This window comes from Lysinibacillus sp. G01H, assembly GCF_028872195.1.
Lineage (GTDB): Bacteria > Bacillota > Bacilli > Bacillales_A > Planococcaceae > Lysinibacillus > Lysinibacillus capsici.
Genome location: NZ_CP118397.1, coordinates 2575583 through 2596300, shown reverse-complemented (window position 1 = coordinate 2596300; position 20718 = coordinate 2575583). Strand labels below are relative to the sequence as shown.

Genomic DNA, 20718 nt, shown 5'->3' with positions numbered 1-20718 from the left:
GAAATAGAATGGATACGATGCAAGTAAGGTCAAGTGAACGTTTAGATATGGATAAACTACATGCCTTTTTAGACAGTTATTTCACTGAGCTTCCACAGGGGAAGCTTGAAATAGCACAATTTAGTGCGGGACATTCCAATTTGACGTATTGTTTAAAAATAGCTGATTTTGAAGCTGTTCTACGTCGTCCTCCGCTTGGACCAGTTGCCAAAAAAGCGCATGATATGAAGCGGGAATTTACGATTTTATCGGCACTGCATCCATTTTTACCATCGGTTCCAAAACCATATGTCTATGTGGAGGATCGAGACATTATCGGTAGTGATTTCTTTTTAATGGAGCGCAAAAAAGGTATCGTCCTTGATACACATTTTCCAAAAGGCACAGAGCCAACAGAGGAGCTAGCACGTCAATTGTCTGAAATGATGGTCGATTCTTTAGTTGCATTACATGCTATTCCTTATCAGGACACACCGTTAAAGGATATCGTGAAGCCTGACGGATTTCTTGAAAGACAGGTGCATGGCTGGATTGAGCGCTATGAAAATGCGAAAACAGCAGAACATGCAGAAGTAGCAATGTTAACAGAGTGGTTAAAAAACAATCTTCCATCCAATCAAGAGGCAACCATTATTCATTATGATTATAAATTGAATAATGCAATGTTCTCCGAGGACTATACCGAAATGATTGGCCTTTTTGATTGGGAGATGGCAACAGTAGGGGACCCACTTGCTGATGTTGGTGTAGCAATGAGTTATTGGATGCAAGCGGATGACCCAAAAATGCTATTATATGCACTTGGTGAACCACCAGTAACTGTATTACCAGGCTTTTATACCCGACAGCAATTTATTGATCGTTATGCGGAGAAGAGTGGGCGAGATGTGTCAGCTATTCATTATTACTGCACATTTGCTTATTTTAAATTAGCCGTTATTTGTCAGCAAATCTATTTTCGCTATGTTAAAGGGCAAACGCAGGACGATCGCTTTGCTCAGATGGATAAAATGGTCGCTGCCCTCATACAACAAGCCTCTAAATCAATATGATTTTATGGAAAAACGGTTACTTTTAACAAAGTAGCTGTTTTTTATAGCTCATTATAACAGATTATCCGACATTAATTTATATAATTATTTATGCCAACTCGCACAAAATTTACTCAAAAAACATAATAAATCACGTACAAGAAATTAAAAGAGGGGGGAACGTTTGTTCTTTTGGTTAGGAGTTTTAATCAATAATATTTTATTGTTTTTCAATAAAAAATAATTGACTTATAATAAAAATAACGCTATCATCAATACCCACAAGGATTTAATAATATGGAGGAAGAAATAATGAAAAAATATTTACTTGCCACAATTCCGATGATCATGGGGATCGTCTGTTTATTTATAAAAGGCCTTATAGGAGATGAGATACTAGCAGATGGGACGATAGTAGAGAAGAACTTCTTTTTAATACCATTGAGCTATTTATTTATCTTTAGCGGTATACTTACATTCGTGATTATGGCGTTATCTTCTACATTCAAAAAGCAAACTTCCGTATCATAATGCTAAAAACAGGCCCTGAATAGGAGCCTGTTTTTTTATAACCATGTTTGATCTAGCTTATCACTGTAGTAGTGAATAGCTTTTTTATAATCTTGAATGCCTTGATGATTGGCTGTGCGTAATATAGTGTTCAATAATGTTTCCATTGATTTTGCATGTTCACCAAGATTATAGAGTGTCATGGCATAGAAGACATTGATATGCTCAGCCTTGGGGAACTCTTGAATGGCTTGTTCAAAGATCCGTTTTGCATGCTCGTATTGTCCTATACTCCTATAGGTGCTCCCTAAACCAAGATAGGCATCCACTAAAACTTCTGGTTCTAGCCCCAACTTTATCGCTTCTTCATAGTACGGAACAGCTTCTTTTTCCTGCCCTAAAGAATCAAATGTCCAAGCACATTGAAATTGATAATAAGCATTTTGAGGATGTTCCTTGACCAGTGCCACCATACATTCATTTGCTTCCTCAAGCTGTCCGTTTTTTCTTAATGTAAGTATGTGTTCTAATTGTTTGTCCATTATATTTAACCTCTTCTTTACTTAAGTAACTTACCATTCATAAAAACAATCTTCTATCAGCAACTCAAATGAATCAGCTATTCGCTTAATTTCTCCACAATCATGATCGCAAATAAAAACATGGCCTGATGGATCGATGAAAATGGAATTACCCCCACCATCCATTGAAATAACATAGCTGGTTTCTAAAATATTTGGAGATAGGAACTCTTAATATTGTTGACGAAAATCCATTGTTAAATCGACAACGGTTTCGTTTCCTAGACTTGAGCCATTAGAAAAAGCATGGATGGCTATACCTGCATATGCCCCACCAAACGTTTCAATGAACGCTACATAATCGCTGTGAAATTGTACATGAAGTTGTTGCTGCGCCTCTATTATTTCTCTTTGACTTGCAGGTTTACCCACTAACGTTTGATGCTTCTCATTAAATAAAAATGACCGCAAGCGCTTTATTAGATTTTCCTTCATAGACATTGTCCTTTTATTCAGTATACACGAACCTTCATTGCTAGGAATCTTTGGGAATGATATTGTTAATGTAAATAATAACATTTACTGGGGTGATAGAATGCTAGAGCGTTCAATGGAAAAAACACGGGAAAACCAAGAGGGAAGGGAGAGATGATACAAAAATAGAAAAGAGGATGAAGATAATGAAATATCAAAAACTTATGTGTGATGGATTTGAATTAAACTATTGTATAAAGGGGCAAGGCCAGCCAATTTTAGTGGTGGGGAGTAGTGTTTATTATCCACGTCTGTTCTCAGAAGACTTTTACCAACATTTCCAGGTAATTTTTTTAGATCATCGAGGTTTTGGTAAGCCAGCTCAAGCATTTACGCAAGAAGATTATACATTGGACAAAATAGTGAAGGATATGGAGTATGCAAGACAAATCCTACAGCTAGATGATTTGATTGTTTTAGGACATTCAGGCCATGCATTTATGGCAATGGCGTATGCCAAAGCTTATCCACAGCATGTTCAAAAACTCGTACTATTAAATACAGCAACATCGAATAGTCAAGAAAGACAGCAGCAAAGCTTGTCTTATTTTGAGGCACATGCAAGTATGGAGCGTAAACATCAATTTGCGCATGATATAGCCTTATTGGAGCAGGATCTAAAGAAGGAGCCTGAACGACGCTTTGTTCATATGTGTATTCGTATGGGGGCACATAGTTTTTATGATTTTATGTTCAATGCTACCTCTATGTGGGATAACGTTCATCCGAATATGGAAATTATTGATTATCTATGGGGAGTAGCTTTTGCGGAGCAGAACCTTTTACAACAAATGCTACAAGTTAACAAGCCAATTTTTGTAGGTCTAGGCAAGTATGATTATTTAGTAGCCCCTATCTCATTATGGGATGCAGTAGATCATATTCTCAATGTAAAGAAAGTCATTTTTGAAAAAAGTGGTCATAATCCTATGTTTGAAGAACCTGTATGTTTTAATGAACAGCTAATTCAATGGATAAACGAAGGGTAGTCGAATGGCTGGTTATGCTGTATAGCAATTAACCAGCCTATTTTAATAATGAAAAGAGAAAAGCCAGAGTATCAACTACCTCAACAAGTTTTACGTATTGCATCAATGTTTTGACAGTCCATAATGACAGGCCGTGCCCTATCATCGATTTGAAGGAAGTACCCGCAGCAACTTTGCGGAATAAGATAAATAAAGTATAATCCTAGAAATTGGCTACCATCTGAGAGGTATACATCTACTAAAGTCCCTGGTTCAAAACATTCTAAGTGACTACAAATACAGCTTTGACAATGCTTTTTAACTTGATTTTGTTTCTGATATTTTTTTTCAAATTGGGGACTATTATAATATTTTAATTTATAAGAATCTTCCTCAATAATAGGATGATCTACGCTGGGAGAGTGACCAAAGTAAACATTCTTTGATTCACAATAGCATTTAGAAAATTTATGATAATTGTTAAATTCCCAATTCATTCGTGTTAAATATCTGTTTCCATCCATTTCTAAAACGCTCCTTTATGATTACAATGTCATGCTAGCATGAGTCATCTATTTCTAGTCTATGTGAAAGAGCCCTTTAGGAGATGGTAAAATGTCCATTTATCTGTACAATATAAGAAAAGACTAAGCTCATTAGTAGAGTTTAGTCTTTCAAGTCGTAATCGCCTTTCAATAAGCCGTATATCTCTAAATCAACAACACCTTTGCCAGACCATAATGAAGCTTGTCTCAAAAGGCCTTCTTTTAAAAATCCATTTTTTATCAGAACCTTTTTCGAGGGTTCATTTAAAGGCATGACTTCTGCCTGTATTCGATTAACATTTACCTCTTCCAATAAAAATTTTACGATTGTTGCAACTGCCTCTGATGCAATGCCTTTTCCCCAGGATGCTTCAGCTAAATAGTAACCAATTGTTACCATATTTACTTTTTGATTAAAGTCCATTGCTTCGATAATCCCTACTAGTTTTTCACTTTGTGATTTTTCGAAGATTCCCCATTTAATCCTGCCTTTCTTTGTATAATCACGTTCAAAATGGCCAATCATTTTTTGAACGGTTTGAAGGTTGTGTTTTGGGATGATGCCACAATACTCAAATACCTTGTCATTATCATAAATAGCAAATAGCTCTTGTAAATGTGATTCTTCTATTTTTTTAAATTGTAAATTAGCTGAATGTAAGGTTGGGAATTGCTTAAATACTTTCTCAATATTCATCGACCTTGCTCCTTTATTATTCTTTAATGGGAATGTAGATTTTCATTTTCATCTCATGTGGATAGATAGATTGCATGACATCGGTTATTTCAAAATCAGGACCCTTATCGCGCTCATAATTAGAATTCGGCAACCATACTCCGTAAATGAAACGTCTTGTATTTTGAATTCCTTCCGCAGTGCCATTCAATGTAAACTCTGCATATTTACCAGCAGGAATTTCAAGGTGGGTGAAGCCTTCCTCTAAATGCTCCTCAAAGATTTCGACTTCCTCTCCTACAATAAAGGAAAACCGGCCATCCTCCTGAAAGTTTGTAGAAATGCCATACGCCATATTAGGGGCTACCTTATAGGAGATTCGCTCATAGTATTGCTGCTGACCAAAATCCAAATAAAAGCCTGGGATTTCTGTATAGAACTGTTCGTCTTGTAAGGACGTTTTGTATTCATAGCCTGTAATACGTTTTTTAGATAAGTGAAGTATTTCCGGTCGTTGCATAGGGAGTTCTCCTTCCAGTTTATAATCCAAAAAGTTTATTTTGGTTTGAAATGGTATGGAGTTGGCTCCTTTTCGGTATTTAGCAGGTGTGACACCAAAATACTGTACAAATGCCCGTGTAAATGCCTCCTGAGAACCATATTGAAAGTTGATTGCAATGTCAAGTATATTCTGCGTTGTTATTGCTAATAAGGAAGCTGCTTCAGAAAGCCTCCTGTTGCGAATATACTGTTGCACAGAAAAACCTGTAATGGCTTGGAAAAGCCGTTGGAAATGAAATGCTGAAAAGTAAGACTGAGAAGAAATATCTGTAATCGTTAACTTTTCATGTAGGTTTTTCTCAATAAACTCTATAGCGTTTTGAATTCTTTCAAAATAATCCATACCATCATCCTTTCTTAACTCAATGGTACCGTTGAATAGGAAGGGTTTTTTGATAATTTGTGCTAATTTGTACATTAAATTGTACTGTATAGGAAATCAATAGAAATATTGATTAAAAAGGAAAATAAATGTATAATTTATCTAAATATACAAGAAAGTGAGTGATAGATAATGATAGTCAGCTCTGTTTTCCCATTGAATATAATAAAGGTGCGGGAGAATAAATAGATTAGTTGATTTCTTCCGCAAACAATCGGAGGAGAATATATGTACAAAAATTACGGACCGTTAAGCACAGCACTTTATGATTTTACAAAACCAGTTGGATACTCGCTTGGTGGAGATATTGAATATTATCTAGAACGACTGCAAGGTGTAAAGGGGAAGATTCTAGAAGCAGGGGTTGGTTCTGGACGTTTCTATATTCCTTTTATGGAAAAAGGCTTTGATATAGAAGGAATTGATCATTCCCCAGAAATGCTAGCATCCTGTCGAAAAAGATGCCAAGAACGAGGATTGACGCCAGTGCTGTATGAAGGAAATATTTGCCAATTAACCTTAGGTCAACAATACGAAGCCATTGTTATGCCTACAGGCTCATTTTGTTTAATTGAAAATCATCAAGAAGCACTTTCAGCATTAACCTCTATGTATCAGCACCTTGTCCCGGGTGGGAGACTCCTAGTAGATTTATTACTTCCTACAGACTGGAAAACAGGAGAAATTACGACATCTTACCATCAAATTTCACAAGATGAAGGAATTGCCCTTGAAAGAAAATCGATTGCCATGAATTGGGTGGAGCAATATACGTTGATGGTTTTAAAATATGAGAAGTGGCAACAAGGTACATTAAGTGATACGGAACTGCAAAAGTTTTTATTACGCTGGTATGGGATTGAGGAATTTAAGCTCCTATTACAAAGTGTTGGCTTCTCTGCAATAACTTGTTCTGCGAATTATAAGTTCCTTCAACAACCAACTGAAGAAACGTCACTCATAACGTTTGAAGCGGTACGTTAATTAAAATGACCAGTACTCCTTAAAAGAGTACTGGTCATTTTTACGAATTAGTCAAGCTTTAATTTTGTTGCAGTTCCTATTCCTTTTGTATGCACATCGACTTCAATTTGAACTTCAAGATCAGGATAGAGGGTTAGCCAGTTCTTTTTAATTCGATTCCATGCTTGATAGTCCTCTCGGTGTAGGATATTGCTAAATTTTAACAAATCGGCTTGATAAGTTTGTTGAATCGTTTGAAGTGTACGTTCTAACCGTTCCTTGATTTGTCTGCTCGTTTCTTTATTTAAAGCATCGATGGTTTTTGATTTTGTTAAATCCAATGGGCAACTTATCTCTGCAACGTTTTGCTCAATCTCGAGTTTGATGGAAATCGAAGGTATATCATTTTGAAAATGACCTGTCACTTTAGTAGAAGAATTAATAATTTCTGTTGAGATTTTCCCTTCTTCAGGACAAGCAATAATTTCAAAAGTACTTTTTATATTATTATTTAAAAAATTATAGTCTCTGCTTTCTTGTTCTGTTAAATAGCCGATGAGTTTATAATTTTTAAAAATAGCCAGTCCACCATATTTTAATTGTGCAGGGCTATCAATTTTTTCTATATTCGAGCTAAAATCTCCAGCATCCGCATCACCATGTATATGAATAGAGGGTAAGACGGCACTATGATCAATACTGCCTAAAGATTGGATTAAATCATCAAGAATAACAGATTCTGTTGTCCCCCACACTGCTTCAGAAACCTTTAATGATTTAAACATTTTGCTAGCAGGCACATCCTCTAAAGGGGTTAAAACACTTAATATTTCTTGTGCAGTAAAATCATGAGAAACAATAAAGTTAAAATCACTTCGTCCTTCTGGGTCTCTTTGAAATAAATCTAAAACGCTATTCATACCTTCCTTAGCCATTTCTTCACCAATAATAATAATTTGGGCATGCGCATAATAAGGCTTTCTAGGTGTTAGCGCTGTTAATTTTCGAATGGCATCAAATAAAGATTTCCCTTTAGCATGGTAGGTAAAAACAGGGACTTGAATGCCAGTTGCTTTGTTCGAAGCCACTTGACTTGGATTAACAATCTGAACAGAAATTTCGAATAGCTCGTCCGATTTATCCACTCCAACAGCCGTAACAATAGCTAGTTCGTTTAACTCCCGCTTATTCCAGCATCCACCTAATAAAAGAAGTACTGACAGCAATAGGATGAATGATACCTTGTGTTTGATGGTGGACACCTCCTCTAGGTAAAGAAGACATTTCCGATACTATTAAGGATAAACAAAAGACATGCAAAATAATCAATAATAGAAATCTCAATGAATCTTTTTAAAGGAGAATAAAATGAAGAACACAAACTGTGAAAGGGAGGTAAGAAAATGAAACAATCCTTATTTAAAGGTGTAGAGGCCATTTTTATTCCAATAAAAGATCCCAAATTATCGGCTAAATGGTATGAGGAAATACTTGGATTTAAGCTTCTATATATAGAAGCGGGCGCATCAGTTATGAAGATCACTGAACAATCTCCGACGGTCATTTGCTTAGTAAAAGCTAAGGAGCATCAGCCATGTCATTTTCCAGACAATCACTTTGGTGTGGGGAAATATGTGAACTTTCTCTCTCAAAATATTGAAGAGACTTATTTATTTCTAGTGGAACATCATGTTCAAGTCGAGGCTTTAGAAGGAGAAGAGGACACCAAATTTTTTACCTTCTATGACCCTGATGGGAATCCTTTAGGTGTTTGTCAATCATTATAAGCGGGTCACTGCGTTAACAGTGACCCTAGTAACAAATCTAGGAGGTGTAAGGCTAATTAGCTTTACACTACTATAGTATACTAATTCTCTATATTGAAATAGTTAATTGCCTGGGTAATAAAAAGAAAATTTAGAATTTTGGAAAATTAAATAGGGTGAACCTATTTTTTAACAATATGCATGTAGTGGATAGTTTCAAAAGCACACAAGTAATCTGTCCGATTTTGAAAATACAGCTCTTGAATCGCTGTAGGAGATAGATGTTCATATATAAGCAATCCTAATCGATCTAACATCCTCTCCATGTCCTCATAAGCATAGCATGATTTCATTGGTTCACCACCAAGTGCGGCCATTTTGACCATGTTTTCTACTCTATTGGAGAGTCCTTTTTCCGTGAAGAGAGATTCATCAGCATAATCCAAAACAATGGAACTACCTGCTGGAACTAAGGCAAATAGATGATTGAGTAAACTTGCTAATTCATCTTTTGTTAAATAATAAGAAACACCTAATAGACTAAAAAATGTTTTTTTAGATTGGAAGCCTTGCTCTGAAAATAATTGAGATTGAAATTGCTTTGTAAAATCCATCGGTACAAAATGCAAATGATTCAAGAGGGGGAGAGAGGCTTCCTGTAATCTTCTCATTTTCGATGCCTGCGTAGTGGGATAATCCACCTCAAAAATTTCTAGCCTGGATTGTCCTTGTTGCTGACGATACGGAAAAGTATCGAAGCCAGCACCTAAGATGACATATTGCTCGACACCAAGCTGTATTTCACTGTCCAAGACTCTTTCACAATAAGCAGCACGTGCCAAAGGAGTTGGTGAGAGTTGAACTTGTGTAATCCATTTTATTAATTCCTTTGAATTGTCTTTAAACTTTGTAGCGATATCTTTATTAAAAAATTCAATGCCTTGTATCATAGTAGCTTGAATATTTTGATATTCTTCTTGTGAAATCAATTCTTTGGCTATATAATCATCAAAAATTTTCGGTGTATCAAATTGGCTATGGTAGGCTCTACTAAAGGCAGCCACTAATGAAGTGATACTAGATTCCTGTTGATTCATACCAACACTCCTTAACAAAAAATAGGATTCTCCTGGCCAGGAGAATCCTATTATATATAATATTTATTTAAATGTAAATTTTAGCATAAAAACATTTTTTGTCAAGTTTTTGATACTGAGAAAGAGGAGTAATATGAAAAAATTTATAATAGCCTTATCTTTACTCTTAGCAGTAATTGTTAGTGGTATGCTCATTATATGGAAAGAGCAAAGCTATTCTGCTACAGATCTGTTGGAAAATGCTAATTTTCAAGTGGAGAATGCCACTATAACGCTCCATCGTATAGATACAGATAAAGAAGATATCTTTTCTGAAATGAAAATATCAAAAGAAACACAGCAAGAATTGATACAGTCTTTTCAACATGCAACATTCAAAAAAACAACTATAAAAACTATTGATTACGATTATCGAATGACAATTTCACTCAATACAAGCTACCCGATGTTCATTGATTCTAAAAATAAAATATTGGTTCTCCTTAACACAAATGAAAGCTTCGAGCTGATAAAAGATAATGCTTTTTTTAGTCTTTTAGAAAAAGCAAGGGAAGATTCACAGAAATTAGTTAGTATCCAACACAAGTTAAATGAATAGGGATACTCCCTGTGAATTATGTAGATGGACCAATTGGGAATGGTAAATTTCACCTCTCCTTTTATAGTGACCATTCTGATGGAACTCGGTATCCGATAGGAAAATAAAGGCACACAATTATTTAGCTGGAGTGTCACAGAGTCAAAAAAATATGGGCTAAAGGTACAGTAGCTGCTGAAGAACAAACATCATTACTGGAAAAAGAAGCCTATATGAGTCTGAGGGAGCGTGTACTATTCAATTAGTTGGTAGATGGAGCTGACGGCGTGTTTGATTTTGCGATTTAATTTGTAGCGTAAAAAATTTTTAAGAATGTGTAACTTTTTAAAACATCAGCCGTCTAACTCATCAGTAGAATACAAAGAACTAAAGCAAACTAGTAACATTCACTTTTCACAAAAGGGCCAGGATTCACATTTTTTCGTGTTTCCTGGTCTTTTTGTGGTGGTGGTCCTATATTTTAAAGAAAAAATAAAGAATTTATGAAACCTTTAGCCTGTTCATTCGTATTGTAATTTGAATCTAAAGCTAGACAAAAATTTAGTAAGATTCACTTTCACTTAAAAGACTAGAGCTTACATCATCATGTGAGAATCTAGTCTTTTTTGTATGGTTGTTTAGATATTGTTCAGTATAATATGTTAATCTATGAAAGAAGATTTTTCATAGTCTTCAACCTAAACGCAAAATGACCAGTTCTCTTTAAAAGAGTGACTGGTCTTTTTGTTTAATGTTCCTTTAGCAGACTGTGCTTCTTCAGCATGTTTTATTAATAGCACGAAAAAGTTATGAAAGGGAGAAATTAATTTAAGTATAGTTGCTTCACCTATCATAGTTAAGATCATAGAGACCTATATGTTTGTAACAGAGATGTCTAGCTTGTATTGCTTTCGGTATCACCATGCGAGAATAAAGAAGTAAATTTCATTAATTATTCAGTTAGAGTAGGGGGAGCATTGTTATCAATTTCAGTTTGTAGAAACATAATTTAAATTATGTGAAAATAGCAAACAGTCATCCACCTATTCAATGGGGCTGTCATTGGTAAATGACCATGTGTCATTAGCAAAGGTTAGTCATTTATGAGATTTCATTATTTCTTTTTTAATGAAAGTAAGAAAACTATAAAATTTGATAGAATGATTTATTTTCTCGAAAAAGCATTAATTTCCCCTAAAATCCTATTGGAAAATATTTTAACTTGTTCAGCGCCTCAAGTTGTCGTAGTATTATAACGAATCAAAACTAAGTAAGTTAGTAAGATTCACTTTCACAATAAAACCAGATGCTCTCTTTTGGGGAGCACCTGGTTTTTTGTTTATATGTGATATTAGCGATACCCAATACATATTGCCTGAGCACACAGTGATTATTTTTTCTCTGCTGCAATGATTAAAAACATAGGTCTCCGTAGTTATCCTGCATGTCCGGAATATTTTTTAGCACTTCCTCTGAAGGCATAGGTTCCTTCACCGTACTTATCGTATAGCTAGCTTGTATTAAGACATTCATATAAGTAGACAGTGTGCGATGGTACTTAATAACATTTTCGGTAAGGTAGGTTGTTTCCCGAATGCCTTCTGTCTGATAGTGATCAACTGCCCAATGCAGGCGGTTGCCATTCTCATCGTAGTATCAAGTCTGGCTTTCCTTAGTAAACAGTATCAAAAAAGCTATTTTCTCGCCTGAATCAATGTGAACCAACTTTTTCCATTGAGTGTGCCAGAAACTCTGTATATGGGTTGATAGAAATCTTTTGTATCGTACATATAAGAGAGCTCTATTAAATCGACAGTAAGTTGATCGCCTTTTTTTATCAATAGTTCTTCTTCCGTTACAAGTGCATTATATTTTATCTGTGGAAATTCGCCATTCTTAATTCGCTCATACACCTCTGCAGGTGACAAAATATTTACTTCACGGATTAATTGATGCTCATGAATATTATACGATAATGAATACATACTACCATCTGATTTCAAACCGAGCTCTACTTCACCAAGCCAATAATCTTGGTTCAATTCAGCTTGGTCAGGAAGCGTCCATTCAAATACGCCATTATCCAAAGCTGTAAACGCCCCATCTTTAGGAAGGAGAGAAAGCTCATCCATCATGCTCTTTGCCTTCTTCACGAGTGTTTCTTGCACAGCTAAAGAAGGTTGCACTGGCGTATAAAGATCGTCTGTTAGCGACCAATTTCCCTCTGAATTAATAAATAACGTATAGGAGTTCTCTGCTTTATCTTTTAATAAGAGCTCACGATCACCACTAATATCCTGCTGATTTAACTCTGCTAAATCAAATTTCTTTTGCAACAAAGTCTCAACTTCATCTGTATGAATAATTTTTTTATACACGGGGGCAACGGTAGATGCTGTATGTAAATCTAATGAGGTGGTTACATCAACATCCGACATATTTGATTTTGTGTAGGCGTTTATTGCTAAATGACCAAATTCCTGTTGAGCGTAGACAATCATCATGCCAATAAAAATCAAACCCATCATGAGAGGAATGGCTAGGTTTCCGATCAAGCTTTTCACTTTTATTTTTTTATGCTGAACAATAGAAGATCCTAGTCTATATAACTGGTATCCAATAATCCCCCCAAGCGAGTTGTTGATTAAGTCAGCAAGCTCGAAAATCCCTGCTCCTGTAAGTGTTTGATACGTTTCAATGGATAAGGTTGCAATCACCACTACAGGAAGAAGCCATTTAAACAGTTTGAATTTAGAGAAAAGTAAAGGTAAGAAAACGCCTAGCGGTACAAACATTAAAATGTTGAAAATACAATTTTGAAGATCACGTAACGAGTATTTCTTCCATGCATCTATATAGCCACTAAATGGTTGAAGATTCATTTGCATGAAATGGGAAGAACCACGCCCAAAAATCGTTAGTTCACACACAAAAACAATATAGCCGATAAAGAGTGCTACAAGTATCAGTTGCTTAAAGTTTATTTTTTTCCGATTTGACTGTTGGTTTTTATGATAGAGGAAATAATAAAGTCCAATAAGTAAGAACTCAGCACCAATAATAAGGATGACTGGCAACATTAAAATCCGAATGTTATTCATAATATCTGTAACGCCCAAGACAAGATGCTCCTAACTATGTTAATCTATTGTCGACTTTTCTTATTGTAAATGGTAATTATTAATAATTATTGAGAAAAATTATGAAGATTTCTTAAGATTTTGTAGCATATCTACTTGAGGGAAAGTGCTTATAGTAAATATGCTTTTATTTTGCGTAAAAAAAGGGGAGGAACAGTTTGGGGATTATCAACAAAGTTTGTGGAAATTGCACGTTTAGAGCCGTAGACAAAATAAATAAAACCTCTTGCTGTTCGAATTATCAGCATAATTTTATGGGCAATAAAGTATAGATAGACGTTTTTTATAAGACTTCCGTTGTATTGTCTTGTCAGTCCTTGTAATCAAAATTGACATAAACAATTGTCAGAAAATATCAATATACCCTATAATAAATAAAAAAGCTGAGAATAAGAGGTGAACTTATGGGGAAACCAGTAGATTACAATCTATTTCCGGGTTATCAAAACACACTTGACTCCAGACTTGATGAACGTAAGGAAGAATTTATTGAAGAACTAGAAAGAGCAAAAGTTGATGGACATATACTTGAATTTGAGAAAACACCAGAAGAATTGCCCCAATAGTAAGATCAAAGCATCTTGAAAAGAGATGCTTTTTTCTTTTACTTGGAGCTTGTTTTTATATGTATAAATTGGGCTTTTCACTTCAAGGAGCTCTTCCTTTTTAAGCGATAATAATTGATAGAAATGTCTATAATCAATAGGATGTAAATTACACTAAATACATTTAAAGTTAACGAAGGCAGAGGGAAAATGACATCTCTGATCAATATTAACCAAATAGTGGTTGATATTAAAACAAAAGCATCCAATACAATAACCATAGTATGTTTGTAGGCTTTAAAAATAAAATTAAATACAATTAATCTTACTAAAATTGGTGTCGTGAAGAAGTAAAATGAATAGATCTGTGTAATTTCTTCTAGGCTCACATGCATCTTCCTTTGGTGTTATTTGTGTTAAATAAGCGGCAGCAAACAAAAATAGGACTATTAACAATAGTCCCATTTTAAGAGTATAGCATATAAATGTCTATTTTTCCATTTTACGTAAATAGGCGAGCTGTCCAATATGATAGGCATTATGAGTAGCGGCATTAGATATGATAGCCCACCATTGCGCTTTCACAGGGAACCCATTTACGATAGATAAAAGTCGCTCTTCCTCAATTAATTCTTGCCACTTAAGTAGAATATGTAATAACTTTTCTTTTAATTCATTGAAAGTTACCTTCTCTTTAACTAGAAACGTATTCGCATTATTTGTTTGCGAAGGGGCCTTCACTTGATTTTCTCGATACCGTATTTGCCAAATTTCATTCCAATAGATTAGATGCTGGACAATTTCAGCCATACTATGGCTAGAAGAATCGGGTTTCCAAAAGGCTTCTGCTTCAGATAGCCCTTCTACGACTTCAGAAAATGAGATATACCAACTTGGGTCATTTGCATTAGCTAAAAGTTGATCTAACAAAATGGTCTTAGCCTCCATCATTCACGTTTCCTTCCTCAAAATATTTTTTGAATAGTATAACATTTTAAGTTTGAATGTACGGATAAAATACTAGTTTGGTGCAACAATAAAAAAGCTGCAGCTTATTAGAGCTACAGCAAATATAGATGAGGATTTTAACACTAGTCAGTTAAAACAGGCAAATCAGCTTCTATTTTCAGCTTTTTTCGATTCTTCTTTTTTACTTCTAAGTAGTAATGCCATGAATAAGAAACTGGCCACCCAAAAGGCAAAGAATAAATTTTCTAGCAAAGCCCAATGACCATTTTTAATATAATTCCAAATGGTTGTAAATAAAAAAATGATGATAAAGAATGCGATATATAAGCATTTTCCGAATGTAGTCACTTCAAGCACCTCTGTTATTAATCATCACACATAAGAAATAAAACCCTCTGTTTCATTCATTATGGGTAATACACTCAAGGTTAGTGTGTGTAAATTTTGGTTACTTATACATCCACCGAAAAGATAGAAGGTAATACTTACCGAATAACAACTTTTTAATAAAATGTAAAAATTAGTGTATTCGCATTATGGTAGACTGAACATGAAGAAGTAGATGGAAGGGAGGGAAATAGAGTGAGACAGTATGCGAACAAAGAAGAATTAATTAGTACGATTGACGAAAAGTATAAAAAATATATTGCCGAATTTAATGATATACCCGAAATCTTAAAAAATAAACGGATTAAAGAAGTTGATAAAACGCCGTCTGAAAATCTTTCTTATCAACTTGGATGGATAAATCTATTGCTTCACTGGGAGCAAAAAGAACAAAAGGGAGAAGAAGTACATACACCTGCAGAAGGCTATAAATGGAATAATCTAAGTGGATTGTATAACTCTTTTTATAAACAATACGGAGAGTACTCTTTGAAGGAACAACAATCCATGCTTAATGAAGCTGTCAATCATTTATGTGAGTGGTTAAATACCCTTTCAGAAAAGGAGTTATTTGAAGTTGACCAAAGACGATGGGCAAAAACACAAGCTAATTGGCCTGTTTGGAAATGGGTTCATATTAACTCAGTTGCTCCATTTACAAATTTCAGAACCAAAATTCGTAAATGGAAGAAGATGAACCTTTAAAAAATTGAATATTCCTTACTATAACAAACCAAACGAATTTACTTTAGCCTTCCACAAATGGAAGGCTTTTTATTATCCACTATGACAACAAGTGTGATGGGCTATGGTACGTGCTACTGTATCTCGATGCTTCATATGAATTCTTAATTATTGAGCAAGGAGAGGTGGTAGGGAATGAGTCAAGAAACAATCTTTCAACGGGCTGCTATAATGGTAACCACGTCTAAGAAAAGATAACTCTTATCCATATCAGTCCCTCTCTACAAAAGTAGTGAAGTTTTTTTATGCCTGACGGAGCTGAGTTGGTTCATTAGCGCTTTTGTTCATACGAGTACTTAGTTATTTTTTACTTTTTATAAAGCCCAAATTAGGAAATAAAAATTTTAAACCGGTAATTAACATAACGAACCCTGAAATCTTTAATGTTAGATTTGTAGATGTCTCTCCATTTTCAGTGATATTCATTAGTAAACTGCCAAAGGCAATAAAAATAAATCCAATAAAACCAGAAATATATTTCAATCTATCATCCCCTTATTTAAATAATCACTAATTTTTACTCCACTCCAAAAGCAGATTCTTTAAACAAAGATTAGCATCCAACCTTTCTTTCAATACAATTATTTCAGTTGGAGGTAAATGAGGGACTCATTGTATGTATAAGAGTAACTACTCATGCTTAATGTATAAAACTATTTAAAAGTGTACCCCACTTAAAAGTATTTATAGAAGTTTAGATGGTAGTAAATATCATGTTAGAAAAATCGCTATTTATATTAACTATCAAGAAAAGCATCCCTCTATTTTTCACCCTTCCAGTTTCCTTAGAGCAAAAACCCGACTGAATCATACTTTTGTGCAGATGAAAGAAGGGACTATGGCAAACGAAAAAAGCATCGCAACGAAGCAATGCTAAGTACGTGGGGTTTTTGACAACTTTACTACATAAAAAACAAAGCCTATAAATCCACAAATAAAGAAAATATATGCTACTAATATGGACATAGCTTCTAAGTTGTTAGTGAATATTCTATATCCTCCTAGAGTAAATAAAGCCAAACTGCCAACCGAACTAAGTAATATTCTATTTTTGTCAGTCAACACACACACCTCCAAATAATGGTATGTATATATGTTAACATAAAATTTATTTTTAGTTAACATATTATGTTTTCATTGGTGAGTGTCATAAAAACAAACGAATTTTACTGAACACTTTGAATAAAATGTTCAGCAAGGAAGAGGATTCTTGCTGAACATTACTTTACATATAATGATAATAATAATTCATAAATAGCCTTCAATTATCAAATGTAATGGCATTTTATTCGAAGGCAATAACTTTTAGGACAATCTAAAGGGCATAGAAAACATGCGGATATAATATATCCTTATTCGCACGCACGCTAAACTAATTATATTTGGCATATTTATTAAAGAGTATTTTTGTCTTTAAACTTATCCTTACAAACAAATAATTCAATCAAATTCGTTCATAATAATGAAAAGGACGTGATGACAATGCTAAATGAGAAGAAGATATCAAAGCTAAAAAATATGTTAATTGAGCAAAAACACTCGCTCCAACGAAGAATGGATACAGATGATGAATATTTAGAACGAGATAGTTTACGGGATTCAGTTGATGAGTTGTCAACAGTCGATAATCATCCAGCAGATCTGGGTACCGAATTATACGAGCGTGAAAAAGATATGGCATTAAAGGTCCATGACAATGATGAGTTAGCAAAAGTAAATACGGCCTTACAAAAGATTGAGGATGGTACCTATGGCGTATGTGAAGTTTGTCAACAAGATATCCCATATGATCGATTGGTGGCACTGCCTTATACCTCTTTTTGTATTGAACATACTGCAAAAGACGTTCCAACAGATCGACCAGTTGAAGAGCAAGTGATGCTTCCTCAAGTAGACAATTCTTTTGCTGGCCGAGATGACAAGGATGATATTCATGATTATGAAGATATGTTTCAAGTTGTGGCGAAATATGGAACTTCTGAAACACCTTCCGATTTTGAAGGGGATTTTGAAGATTATGATGAATTATATGAGGACCCTGAAGAAATTGCCGTTAATGACGAATGGGATTCATACCATATCTCTAAAACAGATGAACTAACACGCCAAGTTTCCATTCAGGAAGTAGAACACGCGAGAAAATTTGATTATTTAGAGGATTAAATGTGGGATTCAAAAAGATAGGCACAATTGTTATAAATGAGTGCTTTAATAAAATGTTTAGAACGAATGTAAAACTTGCAGCATGTTTTGTAATAAGAAAAATATGATGTAAACTCGGAGGTAGGTCCTTTGGTATTTACAATAACCTCAATGTTAGGGAAAAACAGACCAACGACCGACCTACATCCAAAATAACGTGGTGTCGCTCTATCACGAGTTGCAAGTGAGCTCTCCACAATAGGATTACCATAATATTTAAGCTTTCATCTTAGGATGGAGGCTTTTTCTTTTGCTTCGAAAACTGCACCAAACAGCCAAAACACTATGAGTTGACAGGGCAGAGTTTGGTTAAAAGTTGAATATTTTCGGCAATTGCCGTGAAGTCACGTGTGATTATGTTGGCTACTAGAGATCGGTTTGCACTTGCGACCCTAGTAATAAGAGAAAAAAAGTAATTGATATGGGATTAAGGCAGTTAGAGCAACTTGAATAATATGCTGGACAAGGATTCCCAAGTAACTATAATTTCAGAAATTACGCAAACGGGTCTAAATACCGAAAAAGGAGCAAATAAAGCGTGTCGGAAATAGTGTGTGTGCCTCCTGACTTGCCAGAGGCTGTTGTATGAGGGAATTTACCAGAAATGTGTGCTAGCAGCAGTCGATATGCTGTGAATATATGAAAGAAAATGTGAAGGAGTAAATCAAATTAAAAAGTGTAAGAAGTGGGGGGAAAAGTGGTGGTTACAGGCGATATTATTGTGCTTGCAGATGGATATGAAATTGAGGAATTTAAGTGTAAGAAATGCGAAATCACTTCGAATTAGAAAGAATTTGTGCAGAAAGAAAAAAGGTGAAATTCTTGATTGCGGTAGTATTAGTCAATTTATATTCAAAAGATGCATTTGCCAGCGATGGATGATGAATTACTGGACGAAGCAATTGAAATTGTTCGTCATAGAAATGAAAAATTCAAAAGTGAACATTGTTACGTTCAACGGAGTATTGACTATGTAAGTAAAGAAGAAATTGCCAGAAAAGATTGATAAAACCGTAGCAGAGATTAGTTGAAAAGAAAGAAACGAAAAAGGGTCACTAGGTTGGAAGTGACCCTAAACAGAAGTTTTATGTGAATTTTTTAGGATTAGCAACTTTGAGTGATGCAATCTCTCCGCAGTTTTTGCAAAAAGTCATAAGAATTGGTGAACCAAAAGCCATTTTTGAACCAATCGGTCTTATATTACCCGAACTACTATTACCACCAACTTGACCGCTTATAAAGGAATCCTTACCACAAGTCTTACAAACTAATTTATTATTTTCCATAATATCACCTCTTTATGTAATGTATGTAAATTATAGCATAAAAAACCTGAAATATTTTACACGAATACAACAAACAACTGCACAATATGAACATATTACACAGTAACTAAAAAAAGCACAGCGTCATCACTCGCCACAGCTCAAATTGGTTTATGCCCTTTTAGGCTATTCAGATAAGTAATTATGACAAAGTTAAGAAAGAGGATTTACTTCAGTGGATTGTAAATTATCGTTGGATAGTGGAACAATCGAGGAAGCAAAGCAGCCAGTAGCAAAGGTAAATAACAATAGTTACATTGGGGTGAAAACGGCTATGTATGGGATTGAGGCAACATTACCAAAAGCTAGTGGTGGAATCAGTGATCCAGTGTATACAGCAGTACAATGCCGAGTGTATTCCCTTAATTATACACGTCCGGTCCATATTTTTTTAAGAGATTAGGTATCTTAATAAATTTAAAGCTTAAATATTTACAATCATTTCCATGACTTCTTTTTTGTTATATGATATTTAAAGAGGAGTGGAATATTATGCTTAACATTTTACAAATTGTTTTTGCTATCATTACTGTCTCTCTTTCAGTTTACCTACTTATAACACGTGATTACGATCTGACTTTTTTAATGGTATTCTTCTCAGGTTTATTCATGTTAACTAAAGGAATTGAAGCATTTCAGAGCGAGAGAAAAGTTTATGGTTGGTTATTAATCGGGCTATTTTTATTTGCGGTTTATTTATCAATATATCAATTCACAGCTTTACTATGACCAACATTAAGGAATTGTAAATACCTTGATATTTAATCTTCCACTTTCAAGTAAAGTGACCATTTTTATCGATAATGTCTGCCTTAACTGGATTTTTTGGGTTAGTACGACGAGCCTTTTCCCAGGCATTTGCATTGGTTCCATCAAAACAATAAATCTTATTAACTCGAACTGCATTTGTTTTATCTAACTTTAGTTCTTTGCCTAAAATGGCCTCCATATCGTCAAGTTCGTATCTCGCTTGAGTGGAACCTCCAATAATAAAGAAAGCCCTTGGTTTTTGAACTTGGCAATGTGCATTAAAAAAAGTAGCTTTAACAACTCCAATTGAGTTTTTGACGTTACCCAAAGTCTTTGAAGCCCATAGGAACGCCATTATCAGGCGTTTAAACATCGAGATAGCACAGAGTTTACAAGCTGGAGAAATCTATACAGACATGGCCATTAGAATCGAGAATGATATGGGATGGACTAGAAAGAAAGGAATTGTTGTTACCCGAGTAGAAGAAAAAATTTAATGGTGAGGTGTAGTAAGACCATATATAA

23 protein-coding genes and 2 pseudogenes are annotated in these 20718 nt (G+C 34.7%); 12 read left to right on the top strand and 13 right to left on the bottom strand.

From position 1 onward, the window contains the following. Positions 1 to 8: 8 nt before the first annotated feature. The gene (locus PSR12_RS13325) at positions 9 to 1052 is read left to right on the top strand and encodes a phosphotransferase family protein (RefSeq protein WP_274769301.1); all 1044 of its coding nucleotides are present in this window, start codon (positions 9 to 11) and stop codon (positions 1050 to 1052) included. A gap of 276 nt (positions 1053 to 1328) precedes the next feature. Continuing rightward, the gene (locus PSR12_RS13320; RefSeq protein WP_274769300.1) at positions 1329 to 1562 is read left to right on the top strand and encodes a DUF3955 domain-containing protein; all 234 of its coding nucleotides are present in this window, start codon (positions 1329 to 1331) and stop codon (positions 1560 to 1562) included. Positions 1563 to 1597: 35 nt separating this feature from the next. Here the strand turns inward: PSR12_RS13320 and PSR12_RS13315 are convergent, their stop codons facing one another. Beyond that, entirely contained in the window at positions 1598 to 2083 is a 486-nt protein-coding gene (locus PSR12_RS13315; protein WP_274769298.1) for a tetratricopeptide repeat protein, read from the bottom strand. 210 nt (positions 2084 to 2293) lie between these two features. Next, a complete protein-coding gene (locus PSR12_RS23900; protein WP_446720635.1) occupies positions 2294 to 2557 on the bottom strand; it encodes an SMI1/KNR4 family protein in 264 nt (87 codons plus the stop codon). A 185-nt stretch (positions 2558 to 2742) separates the two neighbouring features. Here PSR12_RS23900 and PSR12_RS13305 point away from each other — a divergent pair, with 185 nt between their 5' ends. Beyond that, on the top strand, positions 2743 to 3585 hold the full coding sequence (locus PSR12_RS13305; RefSeq protein ID WP_274769296.1) for an alpha/beta fold hydrolase: 843 nt from the start codon (positions 2743 to 2745) through the stop codon (positions 3583 to 3585). Positions 3586 to 4230: 645 nt separating this feature from the next. Here the strand turns inward: PSR12_RS13305 and PSR12_RS13300 are convergent. Both PSR12_RS13300 and PSR12_RS13295 read right to left on the bottom strand, forming a co-directional pair. Beyond that, positions 4231 to 4806 (bottom strand): GNAT family N-acetyltransferase, encoded by a 576-nt coding sequence (locus tag PSR12_RS13300; protein WP_274769295.1) that lies wholly within the window; start codon positions 4804 to 4806, stop codon positions 4231 to 4233. 16 nt (positions 4807 to 4822) lie between these two features. Then, positions 4823 to 5689 carry an AraC family transcriptional regulator gene (locus PSR12_RS13295; protein WP_274769294.1) on the bottom strand — a complete coding sequence of 289 codons (867 nt, stop codon included), beginning with the start codon at positions 5687 to 5689 and terminating at the stop codon, positions 4823 to 4825. 267 nt (positions 5690 to 5956) lie between these two features. Between PSR12_RS13295 and PSR12_RS13290 the strand changes: the two genes are divergently transcribed. Beyond that, complete coding sequence (locus PSR12_RS13290) at positions 5957 to 6712, top strand: class I SAM-dependent methyltransferase (RefSeq protein ID WP_274769292.1); 756 nt, start codon at positions 5957 to 5959, stop codon at positions 6710 to 6712. 47 nt (positions 6713 to 6759) lie between these two features. Here PSR12_RS13290 and PSR12_RS13285 read toward each other — a convergent pair whose 3' ends face one another. Beyond that, on the bottom strand, positions 6760 to 7953 hold the full coding sequence (locus tag PSR12_RS13285; RefSeq protein WP_274769290.1) for a Ger(x)C family spore germination protein: 1194 nt from the start codon (positions 7951 to 7953) through the stop codon (positions 6760 to 6762). Between the two features lie 141 nt (positions 7954 to 8094). Between PSR12_RS13285 and PSR12_RS13280 the strand changes: the two genes are divergently transcribed. Next, positions 8095 to 8478, top strand: a complete 384-nt coding sequence (locus tag PSR12_RS13280; RefSeq protein ID WP_274769289.1) for a VOC family protein — start codon at positions 8095 to 8097, stop codon at positions 8476 to 8478. Between the two features lie 161 nt (positions 8479 to 8639). On the opposite strand, the gene PSR12_RS13275 is transcribed toward PSR12_RS13280, so the two are convergent. Continuing rightward, entirely contained in the window at positions 8640 to 9554 is a 915-nt protein-coding gene (locus tag PSR12_RS13275; RefSeq protein WP_274769287.1) for a class I SAM-dependent methyltransferase, read from the bottom strand. Between the two features lie 133 nt (positions 9555 to 9687). On the opposite strand from PSR12_RS13275, the gene PSR12_RS13270 reads away from it, so the two are divergent. After that, complete coding sequence (locus PSR12_RS13270) at positions 9688 to 10152, top strand: hypothetical protein (RefSeq protein ID WP_009370377.1); 465 nt, start codon at positions 9688 to 9690, stop codon at positions 10150 to 10152. 1369 nt (positions 10153 to 11521) lie between these two features. On the opposite strand, the pseudogene PSR12_RS13265 reads toward PSR12_RS13270, so the two are convergent. Next, positions 11522 to 11787: pseudogene (locus PSR12_RS13265) on the bottom strand (class I SAM-dependent methyltransferase); the annotation flags it as partial. Positions 11788 to 11825: 38 nt separating this feature from the next. Then, positions 11826 to 13250: a VanZ family protein gene (locus PSR12_RS13260; protein WP_274769285.1), complete on the bottom strand. Its 1425-nt coding sequence runs from the start codon at positions 13248 to 13250 to the stop codon at positions 11826 to 11828. Positions 13251 to 13675: 425 nt separating this feature from the next. Between PSR12_RS13260 and PSR12_RS13255 the strand changes: the two genes are divergently transcribed. Next, entirely contained in the window at positions 13676 to 13837 is a 162-nt protein-coding gene (locus tag PSR12_RS13255; protein WP_004225101.1) for a hypothetical protein, read from the top strand. 468 nt (positions 13838 to 14305) lie between these two features. Here the strand turns inward: PSR12_RS13255 and PSR12_RS13250 are convergent, their stop codons facing one another. Then, a complete protein-coding gene (locus PSR12_RS13250) occupies positions 14306 to 14767 on the bottom strand; it encodes a DinB family protein (protein ID WP_221680391.1) in 462 nt (153 codons plus the stop codon). A gap of 162 nt (positions 14768 to 14929) precedes the next feature. After that, complete coding sequence (locus tag PSR12_RS13245; RefSeq protein WP_004225104.1) at positions 14930 to 15133, bottom strand: hypothetical protein; 204 nt, start codon at positions 15131 to 15133, stop codon at positions 14930 to 14932. Between the two features lie 234 nt (positions 15134 to 15367). On the opposite strand from PSR12_RS13245, the gene PSR12_RS13240 reads away from it, so the two are divergent. Next, complete coding sequence (locus PSR12_RS13240; RefSeq protein WP_221680393.1) at positions 15368 to 15877, top strand: ClbS/DfsB family four-helix bundle protein; 510 nt, start codon at positions 15368 to 15370, stop codon at positions 15875 to 15877. 339 nt (positions 15878 to 16216) lie between these two features. Here PSR12_RS13240 and PSR12_RS13235 read toward each other — a convergent pair whose 3' ends face one another. Next, positions 16217 to 16399 (bottom strand): hypothetical protein, encoded by a 183-nt coding sequence (locus PSR12_RS13235; protein WP_274769281.1) that lies wholly within the window; start codon positions 16397 to 16399, stop codon positions 16217 to 16219. 999 nt (positions 16400 to 17398) lie between these two features. Between PSR12_RS13235 and PSR12_RS13230 the strand changes: the two genes are divergently transcribed. Then, positions 17399 to 18079, top strand: a complete 681-nt coding sequence (locus tag PSR12_RS13230) for a TraR/DksA C4-type zinc finger protein (protein WP_274769280.1) — start codon at positions 17399 to 17401, stop codon at positions 18077 to 18079. A gap of 913 nt (positions 18080 to 18992) precedes the next feature. Continuing rightward, positions 18993 to 19124: a hypothetical protein gene (locus PSR12_RS13225; RefSeq protein WP_274769278.1), complete on the top strand. Its 132-nt coding sequence runs from the start codon at positions 18993 to 18995 to the stop codon at positions 19122 to 19124. A gap of 79 nt (positions 19125 to 19203) precedes the next feature. Here PSR12_RS13225 and PSR12_RS13220 read toward each other — a convergent pair whose 3' ends face one another. After that, positions 19204 to 19404 (bottom strand): hypothetical protein, encoded by a 201-nt coding sequence (locus PSR12_RS13220; RefSeq protein WP_221680402.1) that lies wholly within the window; start codon positions 19402 to 19404, stop codon positions 19204 to 19206. Between the two features lie 214 nt (positions 19405 to 19618). Here PSR12_RS13220 and PSR12_RS13215 point away from each other — a divergent pair, with 214 nt between their 5' ends. Continuing rightward, a complete protein-coding gene (locus tag PSR12_RS13215; RefSeq protein WP_274769276.1) occupies positions 19619 to 19846 on the top strand; it encodes a hypothetical protein in 228 nt (75 codons plus the stop codon). 89 nt (positions 19847 to 19935) lie between these two features. After that, on the top strand, positions 19936 to 20172 hold the full coding sequence (locus PSR12_RS13210) for a DUF3953 domain-containing protein (RefSeq protein WP_274769274.1): 237 nt from the start codon (positions 19936 to 19938) through the stop codon (positions 20170 to 20172). An 18-nt stretch (positions 20173 to 20190) separates the two neighbouring features. Here the strand turns inward: PSR12_RS13210 and PSR12_RS13205 are convergent. Next, positions 20191 to 20484, bottom strand: a pseudogene (locus tag PSR12_RS13205) (PBSX family phage terminase large subunit); the annotation flags it as partial. Positions 20485 to 20718 lie beyond the last annotated feature (234 nt).